The sequence below is a fragment of the uncultured Sphaerochaeta sp. genome (genome assembly GCF_963676625.2).
In the GTDB taxonomy this organism is placed as follows: Bacteria; Spirochaetota; Spirochaetia; order Sphaerochaetales; family Sphaerochaetaceae; genus Sphaerochaeta.
This window is the reverse complement of the sequence record NZ_CAXXYB010000004.1, coordinates 954,406-967,464: the sequence shown is the minus strand read 5'-3', so window position 1 is coordinate 967,464 and position 13,059 is coordinate 954,406. Positions and strand designations below refer to the sequence as shown.

Genomic DNA, 13,059 nt, shown 5'->3' with positions numbered 1-13,059 from the left:
CCCCCCCGCGCTCTTTCCTGAAAGAAGCTACATGTTTCCTTATGATTTCCTTTTGAATACACGCGAACACCTGATGGGAAAATCACCTATCTTGGAAAAAAGAGAGAGTATAAACAATGAAAAAGCATCTTATTTTTTTATTTCTTAGTCTTTTGGTTTCAACACCAATGTTGTTTGCCAATGGAGTTGCCGAAAATGCGACAACTTCTTCCTTGGGATATGTAACCGAGGATATCACGGACAACAAAGACCAGACCATAACCATAACTGTTTTATCAGGACAAGGTAAGGAGACCTTGACAACGAAAACACTTACTGCCGAAACCTTTGCTTTGCTGACAACAAAAAACCAATTCAGCAACGATATGAAGGTGCGCAAAGGAACCTTTGTTGAATTGATCAAGGATAATGCCGGGAATCTTGTTACCTTCAATAAACTATTTCAGCCAGCCAATGGGCAGTTCTTTGAAATGATGAAATATGGGCCGGAATTTTCTTCCCATGCCAATATTCCCGGAAATATGATTGCAAGTGGTTGGGTGCTGGATAAAACGGCAAATACAGTAACCCTCGGGGATGGCAATAAATTTACGGAGAACTATTCCCTTGCCCCCGATGTACAGGTGTATTGCATCGATAGCGAGAAAAATACAATTGTACCAGCAACACTTGATTCGCTTCCCGTAACCAAAAAGATTGATGGTGTATATTGGAAGACAGCGGATCGTCAACAAGCCGTAGTGGTATTCGATACAAATTATCTCAATGATGCCAAGGCAAAAGTCGTGCAATTGTTCTACATTACTCCCCAGACGGTCATTCCCAAAGATATTATGATTGCCCCTGATGATATGCCAAATGGGAGTTTTTTTGCTGAAAATGGGGGCAAGTCCCATGCAAAACCCAATACCTATCCAAGCTATACATCTACGGAACCCTTCGAGATTGTACCGGGTAAAATGTATTTTGTCGGAGACAATGAAGTGGCCATGTATCTGTTCAATACCTCAAAAGGATTGGTATTGCTCGATTCGGGTTGGCCAAATAGTGGATACCAATATTGGAGAAACATTGAGAAAATGGGGTTCAACCCAAGGGATATAGACTACATCCTGCTCACTCATGGTCATGCAGACCATTACGGGACAACCTTTGAACTGGATAGAATGATCAAAAATGCTGGGGGAAATCCTATAGTATATGAAAGTTACGAGGATGACAAAGGTTATGATATCTATGGATATCCTGATATCAAGGGATTGATTGCCGACCAGGAAGTGCTGCAATGCATAGACAAGTATTACGTAAATGATACGTGGATGGATTTTGGTAATATAAGGATTTATCCCACCGTTACAGCAGGTCACACAAAAAGGTACGCTCTCTTTTATTTTTGAAGTAACGGAACAGGATGGAGCAAAAGTTTCCTTTGGGTATTGTGGCGGATATGGCGTCAACGGTTTGACGGATATGCCAATGAAGGAGGATTTCCTTCGTTTGGCATTCGCTTATGGCTTGCAATTCTTGCAGCAGAATTTTGATGTTGATTATGTTGCCCCCCAACACACAAACCAATACCCGATTCTGGAAATACACAAGGCTGCAGAAAGTAAGGGAATCCCGTTCTTGTCTGCCATGGTCAAAGGTCGTGAGGAATTCATAAATTACTGTGAGAAACGCTATGATGTCATCGTAAACGAAGGAATGTATGAAAATAGGGATCTTACCCAATATCCCCAATGCAATGTATAAGTATACGCCGATACAAAAATATGGGCCGTTCAGGAGAGAGTCCGGGACCTACAGGATAACCATGGAAGACCAAGGGCTGCTATTGCATGGATTCGATATGTTCCAAAACAAGAACCCTTCTCTAAGTGGAATCTTCAATGCGGAAGGAAAAGACCTTTCCGGAGGTATTGCTATCATGAAGGATTCCTATGTACACGATCCCGAAGGATGGTATATCCAGCTCAGTGCACACGTGGATGATGGATATAAAGGTGCCATCGCATCAGGTCCTATTGAAGAAATTCACCCGCTCTGGCATGAAATTTTGAGAACCCAAAGATTGAATTCAAAGCAAGAGGCGCAGAATATATTGGATTCCCTCGAACAAGGCATGACTTACTCTGTTGAGCTGACTGGTTCCAATGAAATTGTCGTGTCGTCGGGTGTCTCTCCGTTTAGAAAATAACTTGGGTATCAGAAAATATAGGTGCATCCCCAGATTTGAGGATGCAAGTACTTCGATAATCTTGTTGAAAAATGCCTATAGGTTTTAGGAGGTTTGTGAATGTTCAGATCAAAGTATACGGGTTTGTGTTTGATGATGCTATTGTTTTTCATGTTGGGTAGTGGAACTATCCTTTTTGCAGAAGGAACCAAGGAACAACAGGTTGTTTCTGCTCAGGTAACCGGACAAACAGAGACTGTCCAGGCTATGGAACTTCCGAAAGCAGAAGACATGGTCATCAATGCCAAGGATTATTACGGACAGGTGCTGAAGGGATACTACAATTTCCAATGTGTAGTATCAAAAACGGTAACCAGAACAGCAAAGTTCTATATCCCAGCTGATTCGGTATATAATCAGATGACTGTATTTGTAATGGTTCCCCAAGGTAACGATACCTATGACTTTTTGGTAAAAAGCGGCTGGAAACAGGTAGCTGAAACCCAAAAGATAAATATCGTCCTGCTTGAAACCGACAGTACAGGTATCTGGGGTACCAAAGACGCAGAACAGGCATATATTTCTGCCCTGAACAAGGATGTTTCGTATAGACCTTTCTTTTGTGCCTTTGCTGCCAAATTCTTTGGTGTTGCCTATGGTCCGGAGACTACCCGGCTCTTGATGGAAAACAGCATGAGAAATCCAGCAAACTGGGCGGGTATTGCTCTTGTCGGGACGGAGGGCTTGTCGGAAAGTCTGGATAAAGAAATGAGCAGTGCCCCGTCTAAGGTCAAGGATGTCCTTCTGAGTCAAGTAGAAACTCCAGTTTGGATTGTTGCAAGCAAGAAGTCCAACGACACAGAAAGGTTGCTTGAGTTCTTCAAGAGTGCAAACCATAGTGAATGTTGTTCAATGCAAGCCGATTGTGCGGATGAGCTCTACCGTCCGATGACTGGGGGGACCGTTGACAATCAATGGTGCGCAAAAGTCTATTACAGTACCAAGGATTGGAAAGAATGCCTGAATAGCGATTATAGCGGAAGCATCTATACTAATCTGTTTGAGGGCCTTGGAAGATATCCTGGTGGAAGCAATGGCGCCCTAAGATATAATGAGAGTATCGCTTCCCGTGGTTTCAAGAAATTTACTGCAATGGTTGCCGGTGGTTTCCAAGCTGATGAAAGTGATGTCTACCAGAGAGAATGGTGGGTGTATGTTCCCAAGAATCTCGATACCTCAACTTCTGTACCTGTAGTCTTTACCTTCCATGGTGCTGGTGGTAGCGGAGATGAAATGGCAGACCGTTCAGGATGGGCATCTGTAGCGGAAAAGAATGGTTTCATTGTAATCAGTCCGACAGGATCCCATATTCTTTCCATCAGAAATGTCAGTGACATGACCACAAACGAATTGTTCAGGGCCATGTGGAATACTGCTGATGCGAAAGAGACTCAACCAAGTGATCTTGCATTTGTCAGATATCTCTATGACTGGCTGAAAAAGAATTACAATGTAGATACCTCCAGGGTATATGCAAGCGGTCAGTCCTCGGGAGGCGCCATGACTTGGGCTTGCGCTCATTATCTTTCCGATATTTTTGCCGCAGTTGCTCCCGTTTCGGCAGGAGGTGTCATGGAACAGTCCTCTGAAAGTGATGCGACCGGTTCAATCGTTCCTATTCTTGCATCGGTAGGAGCTCTTGATCCTTATTTTGCGGGTGGAGTGAAGGAGACAGGATCGTCAAGCAGTTTTGCAAACATCGGAACGGAAACCAATACTTGGACAAAGAGATACGATCTTCAACAGGATAGGTTAGCGGGCACCTCTGGCGATGATCCCTCCTATATTGTCGACGATTTTATCAACTATGTATATTCCAGTTCCAGCCAGGTTCCTTTATTCCGAGTAGTACAAGTCAAGGGAAAGACCCATGCAATTCTACCTTCAGAGTGCTTTATGATATGGAATGAATGGTTCTCGAGATTCAGCAAGGACACTGCAACAGGTATTCTCTATCACGATGGTACTCGCGTTACGATTTGATTATCGAATTGACGTGAGGAAATAGTTCAAGAATATCTTTAGAGGCAACTCGAAACCCCATGGATGCAGTGTCTTGAAACGGAAGGCACTGCATTGTCTCTGAACGATGACCAGGAACGTTGTTATAACCCAATTGAGAAGAAAAGGCATCTGTTTGCTGAGTTCCTGGAGGGAATGCTGCAATCAGGGATTTTACTCTATAGAAAAATTGCAATGAGTCGATATTTCTGGATTGGACGGGAAGAAATGGGGCGAGATCTTCGAAAAGAAACCGAATGATGTGTTTCAACGGAGATGCAAACTCTTGCATTGTATATAAAAAATGAATATCTGATTGAGGGGTGTGGCAGGTATAATGGGGTTAAAAAGTCATATCTTTTTAAAAGCAGGCCTAAAAACTAATCAAATTTATATCAATATTTTACTATGCTTGTTATGAATAATAAAATACTAATTGGAGAAATCAAATCAATACCTTATTTTTTCAAATTTAAGTTGACAACATAAAAGCTGGGGGTTACCATTTAAGTATAGTAAGGGGAGTTCCCTGTTTTATTTTCTGGATAGGCTGGAAAAGGCAGGAAAGTTACCGTTGTTATGGTTCCCTTTGTGTTACAGAGAGAAACCTAGAAAGCAAGGAGAAAAATATGAAAATTGGATTTATCGGATTGGGAATAATGGGAAAGCCAATGGCTAAGAATCTCATCAAGGCTGGTCATGACTTGGTGGTCTGTGATTTCAAGCAAGAAGCTGTTGCTGAATTGGTTGCTTTGGGTGCCGAGTCTGCTCCTGATGGAGCTTCTGTTGCCCGTTCCTGTTCCTTGATCCTGACCATGGTTCCGAACTCACCCCACGTAAGGGCCGCTGCCCTCGGAAAGGGTGGTATTATTGAAGGAGCAAAACCGGGTACGGTCTTGATCGATATGAGTTCCATCGACCCAGTTGAAAGCCGGTCAATCGGAGCTGAGCTTGCAAAGAAGGGAATCGACATGATTGATGCCCCCGTAAGCGGCGGTGAGCCCAAGGCCATCGATGGTACCATTTCCATCATGTGCGGCGGAAAAGAGGAATTGTTCAATCAATATAAGCCAATCCTTGATGTTATGGGTGGTTCTGTTGTCTATGTCGGAGAACTTGGAGCCGGCAATGTCGCAAAACTCTCCAACCAGATAATTGTTGCCCTGAATATTGCAGCGGTAAGTGAAGCCTTTACCCTTGCAAAGAAAGCCGGAGTCGATCCTGAGAAGGTGTTCCAGGCCATTCGTGGAGGACTTGCAGGTTCAACGGTAATGGAAGCGAAGGTTCCCATGATCCTCAACAGGAACTTCAAGCCTGGTTTCCGCGTTGAACTGCACATCAAGGATTTGAACAATGCCTTGAATGCCGGACATTCCTTGAGTGCCCCACTTCCTCTTACCAGCCAGGCAATGGAGATCATGCAGGCTCTCAAGAGCGATGGCTTGCAGACCGAGGACCATTGTTCCATGGTGAAATACTATGAAAAAATGGCGAATGTGGTGGTGGAATAAATGGTGGATGCAGATACAAAGGAACAGCGAGAAATTCCTTATATCGTGAAAATGCAGGTATTTCCTGTTGCTGGGCGCGATAGCATGTTGCTGAATCTCAGCGGTGCACATGGAGCCTTCTTTACCAGGAACATTGTTGTCTTGACAGACAACAATGGCACCCTGGGTGTCGGGGAAGTCCCCGGAGGGCAAAAGATTACCGCTGCCCTTGAGCAGGTTTCCCCAATAGTGGTAGGTTCCAAGGTTTCCCAGTACAAGCAGACCCTGTTGAACGTCAAGAAAGCTTTGGGTCAGCAAGAGGATGATGTCCGTGGACAGCAGACTTTTGATCTAAGGACGGGCATTCACGTGCTTACCGCAATTGAGGCTCCTTTGTTGGATCTTCTCGGAAAGTTCTTGCAAGTGCCTGTTGCCCAGTTGCTTGGTGATGGTCAGGTGAGGGACAAGGTAAAGGTGCTTGGGTATCTTTTCTATGTCGCGAACCCAGACAAGACTGACCTTCCTTATCTGAGAGAAAAGGACAGCCAGATTCCTTGGTATCGATTACGCAGGGAAGAGGCGCTGACTCCCGAAGCAATTGTTGCTTTGGCCAAGGCAAGTCAGGAACGTTATGGATTTCATGATTTCAAGCTGAAAGGCGGGGTGCTTGCAGGGAAGGAAGAGATGAAGGCCATTCGAGCCTTGAAAGAAGCTTTTCCCGAGGCTCGCATAACTCTCGATCCCAATGGCGGTTGGTCGCTCAAGGAAGCTATTGAACTTTGCAAGGATATGCATGGAATTCTTTCCTATTGCGAAGATCCCTGTGGTGCCGAGGGAACCTATAGTGGAAGGGAAATCATGGCCGAGTTCCGCAAGGCAACAGGTTTTCCCACTGCAACCAATATGATAGCTACTGATTGGCGGCAGATGGCACATTCCCTGGCTTTGCAGAGTGTCGATATTCCTCTTGCCGATTGTCACTTCTGGACAATGTCCGGTGCCGTGAGGGTAGGGCAACTCTGTGATGAGATGGGGCTTACCTGGGGAAGTCATTCCAACAACCATTTCGATATCTCTTTGGCTATGATCGCCCAGGTTGCAGCTGCAGTTCCCGGCAATCCCACTGCTATTGATACGCATTGGATATGGCAGGAAGGTACGGAGCGTCTTACTATGGTTCCTCCGGTGATCGAGGATGGTTATCTGACGGTTTCCGATGCTCCTGGTCTGGGCATTGATATTGATATGGACCAGATACTCAAGGCGAATAAACTGTATGAAGAGAATTGCCTCGGAGTTCGCAATGATGCCGTAGGCATGCAATATCTTATTCCTGGTTGGGAATTCAACCCAAAAAAACCGGCTTTGGTACGGTAGGAGGTCTTTTAATGTTCAAACCCTATGGTGTTATACCGCCGGTTATTTCTCCGATGCATGAAGATGGGTCTTTCAATGAACCTGTATATCGGGTGATGATCGATCGTCTTATCGACAATGGCGTTCATGGAATATTCCCTTTGGGGACCACAGGCGAGTTTTATGCCTTTTCTGTAGAACAGAGTCGCAGGATCCTGGAAATCACCATGGATCAGGTAGCTCACCGGGTTCCTGTCTATGCAGGTGCCAATAGCATCACTACCCGAGGTGCGGTTGAACTGGTCCAGATGGCCCAGGAGTGCAAAGTCGATGCAGTGAGTGTCCTGACACCGATGTTTATTTCCCAGACGCAATCAGAACTCTATGGCTTTTATAAAACCATCGCGGCCAATACTGATTTACCGGTGATTATCTATAACAATCGCCCCAAGACCAATGTGACCGTTGAACCGGGAACTATTGCACAGCTTTCTGAGATAGACAATATTGTCGGGGTCAAGGATAGCACTGGTGATTTTACCAACACCGAGGAATATCTTCGTCTTACCCGTGGAAATGATAACTTCGGAGTGTTACTTGGCCGTGATACGCTTATCTATGCAGGGCTTTGCTATGGGGCTGTCGGGGCCATTGCTTCCTGCGCAAATGTGGCTCCACGAATTGCTGCCGATATCTATGACAAATATGTTGCCGGAGATCTGAAAGGTTCTCTTGAGGCTCAGTTTGCTCTGGCGCCTCTCCGTATTGCCTCCAATATGGGAACCTTCCCGGAAGTGATCAAGGAAGGCTTGATTCTTGAAGGTATCCCCGTTGGGAAATGTCTGGATCCGATTGCTCTTTTAAGTGATAGCCAGAGGAACTCTCTTCGAGGTGTCTTATCTGAAATGGGGTTGTTGTAGAAACCTTATAGCATGTGTTGAAATTTTCCCGTAAGGGAAAGAAATAAACAAGGAGATTGAAATGAAAAAGATTCTATTATTGGGCCTTGCCGTAGTGTTGGCCGGTAGTATGTTGTTTGCCAATGGAACAAGTGAAGACCAGACAACGGTTCCTACTTTTAATGGGAAAAATATTCGTGTTGTCATTGGTTCTACCTCAACCAGTGGTGATTCGTATCTCATTGCAGAGACAGTAAGTAGGTACCTTGGCAAGGCTCTAGGTGCGAATCTGAAAGTTGATGCTGTTGGAGCCGCAAAGGCTTTGGATGCGATGCAGACTTCCAAGCCCGATGGGTCTACCATCATGATGTTCCATGATATGACCTATCTTGGGATTTCCTTTGGTGCCTATGACAAGATGTATAGTCTCGAGAATATGACAGTTGGTCCCCGTATTGCCCAGAATCCTGGTTCTTGCTGGGCTGCTGGTATCAATGCGCCCTATAACAGTCTCGCAGAGATCCCTGCCTACTTGCAGAAGAATCCTGAAGCTATCGTAAGGATGGCTTGTGAGGCTGGTGGCGTTTCCCAAGTTGGTTTTGCAGTGTACTGGAAGTGGGTAAAAGATACCTATGGCGAGGATATCGCAAAAAGAATTGTTGTCGTAATCGGTGGTTCCACCGGTGATAAGCTCCAGCTGATCTGGGATGGCAACTGTGACGTCATGTTTGCCGATTACACCAGCTTGTTGCAATATACCCAGACCGATGACCAGAAAATTGCCCTCAAGTATATGGGCCTGCTGGACAATATCGATGGTGTAAGTGCTACTTCCTATGCTGACCAAGGTATTACGATGAACGGGAAGGAGTTCCGTTTCTCCAAGGACTTCCTTATCTATCTGCCCAAGGATTTCTCACCAGCCCTCCTTGCTGAACTGGATGCTGCAGTCAAGAAAATAAATACTGATCCAGCAATGATTGCTGACCTTGCAAAGATGAGTTATCGTCCCGGCAAATATTTGAATGCTGCTGATAGCAAGACTTACATTTACGGTAAGAGAGATGGTTTGCAATCTTTGATTGACAATACTCCCTCCTTGGATGATCTGGTATTATAGGAACTTGTAAAATTGTCAGGTGGCTGCAGGCTTACAAGCCTGCAGCCATTATCTGAGGAGAAGCATATGTTTAAAGTTACGTACAAACCCTCTACTTCCCATTGGATCTTTCCTCCGATAATCATGGGAATTCTGGCTATCCTTCTGGTTATCATGTTTTTACAGCATCTGGTTAAATGCAAGAAGGAAGGAAGACCACTCTTCAAGGTGAAGGGATATCGGTTTTTTGTGGAAAACTGGGATAAGGTCAGACTTTTGGGGACCCTTGGCTTGTTGATTGTCTATTTCCCTGCCATGGAACTTATGGGATTTCTCCCTGCTTCCATTCTTTTTGTATTTTTGTTCAATGTTTTGTTCAGTGGGATCGAGCAACTTGCTTCAATTCCCGTAGCCTTCAAGACGAGACAGTTTTGGTCTAATCCTGATTTCAGATCTTTGTTGATTTCCTTGATTATCTCGGTAGTCTCCTCGATATTGATTTGGTTTATTTTTGGACAAGTCTTCAATATTACATTGCCCTAACTAGGAGGAGAAATTCCATGGAAGTATTTTCATTTGGTTTAACCCAACTCATGATGTCTTTTATTGGCGTTGTAGTCGGTATTATTTTCGGTGCTTTGCCCGGAATGACCGCTACCATGGCCATTGCAATTTTCCTTCCGCTTACCTATGCCTATAACCTCAACACATCGTTGTTTCTCTTGCTTGGGTTGTATGTAGGTGGTATATCAGGCGGACTTATCCCTGCTATTCTCATCAATATTCCCGGAACCCCCTCTTCTATCTGCACGGGGTTTGAGGGTTTCCCGATGACAAAGAAGGGTGAAGGCACGAGGGCTCTGCGTATTGGCATTACCTCCAGTCTGATTGGTGGTATGATCAGCTTGATCTGCCTTTGGTTTTTTACTCCACCCTTGGCTCGTGTCGCTATCAATTTCTCGGCTGTCGAGAAATTCTTGATTATAGTATTTGCTCTGACAATTATTGCCGCCCTGAGCAAGGGGAGTATGATAAAGGGATTCTTTGCAGGTTTTCTTGGCGTACTGATCTCACTCATAGGACAATTTCCTGATAATAATAAAATCCGAATGGTTCCGCACTTTTTGAATATGGATCTGCGGATGGGGTTCCAGTTGCTTCCTGTGCTCATCGGACTGTTTGCCCTGGTACAAATTTTCCAGGAAGCCGAGACAGGCATGAAAGATCCTCACCAGAAAGCAGATGTCTCTAAATCGACACGGAAATTTTCCTTCAAGGATTTCAAGGACCAGAAGTTGAACCTTCTCAGGTCGGGTCTTATTGGCACCTTCATCGGTGTTCTTCCTGGAGTAGGGGGAAGTGCAGCTTCCTTACTTTCCTATTCCCAGGCAAAGAATGCTTCCAAGCATCCCGAGAAATTTGGAACAGGGTTCATTGATGGGTTGGTTGCTTCTGAGACAGCCAATAATGGTTTAACCGGAGGAGCTTTGATACCGCTGCTCTCCTTGGGAATACCGGGCGATAGTACTACGGCAGTTCTTATCGGAGCTTTTATGCTTCAGGGAATACAGGTCGGTCCTTTGTTTATTATGAATAATCCGGGAACCTGGCAGACTATTCTCATTGCCATGGGTGTTGCAAATATATTCATGTTCCTGGTTATGTTTTACCCAATAAAATATATTGTTAAAGTCATTAATTTGCCGAGAACGAGAATTTACCCAATCATAATTTTGCTGTGTACCGTTGGTTCGTATGCGGTTCAAAGTGGAAATATGTTTGATGTCTGGACCATGCTCTTATTTGGAGTGTTTGGATATGTCTTGGCCAAGTTCGGTTTTAGCATACCGTCCTTTCTCATTGGTTTCATTCTTGGTGATGACCTTGAGAAGTATTTCATCGATTCCATCAAGGGATCTGGTGGGTCCTTGTCTTGTTTCTTCCAACGCCCGATTGGTAATGTTATCTGGGTCTTGATCATCCTTTCCCTTGCCTGGGCTTTCTATGATGAATATAGAACCAAGAAAAAATTGAAAAACAAGGAAGCATGTAAGTAATGGTTCGTTTAATACAAATTGATACGACTGACAATGTTGCGATTCTCACTGATGCTGCCTTGAAGGGAACAGCCTTTCCCAACGGGCTTATTCTTGCCGAGGATATTCCCCAGGGACATAAGGTTGCCCTTCAGGACCTGAAAAAAGGTGATGCAGTAAGGCGCTATGGAGTAGTACTCGGCTATATGCTCCAGGATGTGAAGAGAGGGGCGTGGATCAACGAGAAGTCGCTTGAACTTCCTGCCCAGCCCAGCCTCGATTCCATGGAATATGGGCTCCCTGTCCCTGAGTTCCTTCCTGAACCCTCCTCCTTGGTTTTTGATGGTTATGACAATGGTCCTGGAGCCTATGCCGGGACGAGAAATCTTTTGGCCATTACTACGACGGTGCAGTGTGTATCCGGAGTCGTGGACCAACTGATCAATCTGATCAGAAGGAATTTGCTTCCCAAATATCCGAATGTCGAGGATGTGGTGGCGATCAACCATGCCTATGGATGTGGGGTCGCGATCAATGCCCCTGATGCCCTGATTCCCATCCGTTCCATACGAAACATCATCCGTAATCCTAATTTCGGTGGTCAAATCATGGTGGTAGGGTTGGGTTGTGAAAAACTCACGGTCGATAAGCTTCTCGAACCAGAGGAGATTACCTCCGATAATGTTTTGATACTTCAGGATTATCCAGGCTACCAACCCATGATGGATGCCTTGCTGGCTATGGCCGAAACCAAGCTGAAGGCACTCAATGCAAGAAAGCGGACAAGCGTTCCCCTTTCCAAGCTATGCATCGGCATGCAATGTGGTGGCAGTGATGCTTTCAGCGGGGTGACAGCCAATCCGAGTGCTGGATTTGCCTCTGATCTGTTGGTCAAGGCCGGGGCTACGGTAATGTTCAGTGAGGTAACCGAGGTTCGTGACGGAATCCATTTGCTGGCCCATAGATGTGTCGACAAACAAGCGCGGGATAAGCTTGCCTCGGAGATTGGTTGGTACGATGAGTATCTTGCCAAGGGCCTGGTCGACCGTTCGGCAAATCCCACTCCTGGAAACAAGAAGGGAGGGCTTTCCAATATCGTGGAGAAGGCCATGGGCTCCATTGCCAAGAGCGGTCACTCAGCAATAGTAGAGGTGCTCGGGCCTGGGGAGCTACCCTCAAGACATGGACTGATTTTTGCCGCCACTCCTGCCAGTGACATTGTCTGTGGACCTTCGCAACTTGCCAGCGGAATTACACTTCAGGTTTTCATGACCGGAAGGGGTACCCCCTATGGCCTTAGTGAGGCTCCCGTGATTAAGGTATGTTCCCGAAACGACCTCAAGGCTCATTGGGATGACTTGATTGACTTGAATGCCGGTGGTATTGCCACAGGTGAGGAAACGGTGGAACAGGTGGGTCAACGATTGTTCACCTTGATTCTCGATGTTGCCAGTGGCAGGAAAAAAACGTTTGCCGAGCAATATGGGTTGCATAACTTTTTGTGCTTCTTCAATCCGGCTCCCATTACATAAAAAAGAAGATCAAGCTTGTCTTGTCCGATAGGTAGTTTTCAGGTACTTGTTGGGGGAGTGGATAAAAAAGGAGAAAGGCATCGAGTCTTTCTCCTTTTTCTTGGTTTGCCCGTTATGGGCTAAGGCTAATTTTGTGGTGAAAGTCTGTTATATTTTCAGGAATTCTTTAACTTGGTGGAGAGTGGTGTTTGTTTCAATCCGTTTTCATGTACAGATGATTTTTAAAATGGAAATTAGCTATCATAAGTGCAGGGAAAAAATCGGTTAAAGCATCAAGTAGCTGATGATGGTCTTTGTTTAGTTTAAAAATAATATTGTAAGTTTGTTATATTTTATTTGTATTATATTCAAAATAATGTTTAAAAAATTTAATTATTCAATAATAGTTTGGAATTTTACTAAGTGTATTC

12 protein-coding genes are annotated in these 13,059 nt (G+C 45.0%); all 12 read left to right on the top strand.

All coding sequences use genetic code 11. From position 1 onward, the window contains the following. The first annotated feature begins 116 nt into the window (after positions 1-116). The gene (locus ACHZBG_RS07560; protein ID WP_320128838.1) at positions 117-1,397 is read left to right on the top strand and encodes an MBL fold metallo-hydrolase; all 1,281 of its coding nucleotides are present in this window, start codon (positions 117-119) and stop codon (positions 1,395-1,397) included. A 100-nt stretch (positions 1,398-1,497) separates the two neighbouring features. After that, positions 1,498-1,752, top strand: coding sequence for a hypothetical protein (locus ACHZBG_RS07555; protein ID WP_320128837.1), 255 nt, complete (start codon positions 1,498-1,500; stop codon positions 1,750-1,752). Further along, positions 1,745-2,197: a hypothetical protein gene (locus tag ACHZBG_RS07550; protein WP_320128836.1), complete on the top strand. Its 453-nt coding sequence runs from the start codon at positions 1,745-1,747 to the stop codon at positions 2,195-2,197. Before ACHZBG_RS07555 ends, ACHZBG_RS07550 begins: the two co-directional genes overlap by 8 nt. 99 nt (positions 2,198-2,296) lie before the next feature. Continuing rightward, positions 2,297-4,219: an alpha/beta hydrolase-fold protein gene (locus ACHZBG_RS07545; protein WP_320128835.1), complete on the top strand. Its 1,923-nt coding sequence runs from the start codon at positions 2,297-2,299 to the stop codon at positions 4,217-4,219. Between the two features lie 63 nt (positions 4,220-4,282). Beyond that, positions 4,283-4,498: a hypothetical protein gene (locus tag ACHZBG_RS07540; RefSeq protein WP_320128834.1), complete on the top strand. Its 216-nt coding sequence runs from the start codon at positions 4,283-4,285 to the stop codon at positions 4,496-4,498. A gap of 368 nt (positions 4,499-4,866) precedes the next feature. Next, a complete protein-coding gene (garR, locus tag ACHZBG_RS07535; protein ID WP_320128833.1) occupies positions 4,867-5,748 on the top strand; it encodes a 2-hydroxy-3-oxopropionate reductase in 882 nt (293 codons plus the stop codon). Continuing rightward, a complete protein-coding gene (locus ACHZBG_RS07530) occupies positions 5,749-7,104 on the top strand; it encodes an enolase C-terminal domain-like protein (protein WP_320128832.1) in 1,356 nt (451 codons plus the stop codon). It abuts the gene before it with no gap. 11 nt (positions 7,105-7,115) lie between these two features. Then, the gene (locus tag ACHZBG_RS07525) at positions 7,116-8,003 is read left to right on the top strand and encodes a dihydrodipicolinate synthase family protein (RefSeq protein ID WP_320128831.1); all 888 of its coding nucleotides are present in this window, start codon (positions 7,116-7,118) and stop codon (positions 8,001-8,003) included. Positions 8,004-8,064: 61 nt separating this feature from the next. Then, a complete protein-coding gene (locus tag ACHZBG_RS07520; protein WP_320128830.1) occupies positions 8,065-9,102 on the top strand; it encodes a hypothetical protein in 1,038 nt (345 codons plus the stop codon). Positions 9,103-9,168: 66 nt separating this feature from the next. Continuing rightward, complete coding sequence (locus tag ACHZBG_RS07515) at positions 9,169-9,624, top strand: tripartite tricarboxylate transporter TctB family protein (protein ID WP_320128829.1); 456 nt, start codon at positions 9,169-9,171, stop codon at positions 9,622-9,624. Positions 9,625-9,641: 17 nt separating this feature from the next. Next, entirely contained in the window at positions 9,642-11,138 is a 1,497-nt protein-coding gene (locus tag ACHZBG_RS07510) for a tripartite tricarboxylate transporter permease (RefSeq protein ID WP_320128828.1), read from the top strand. Then, positions 11,138-12,649: a galactarate dehydratase gene (gene garD / locus ACHZBG_RS07505; protein ID WP_320128827.1), complete on the top strand. Its 1,512-nt coding sequence runs from the start codon at positions 11,138-11,140 to the stop codon at positions 12,647-12,649. The genes ACHZBG_RS07510 and garD overlap by 1 nt, the downstream gene beginning before the upstream one ends. Positions 12,650-13,059: the final 410 nt, after the last annotated feature.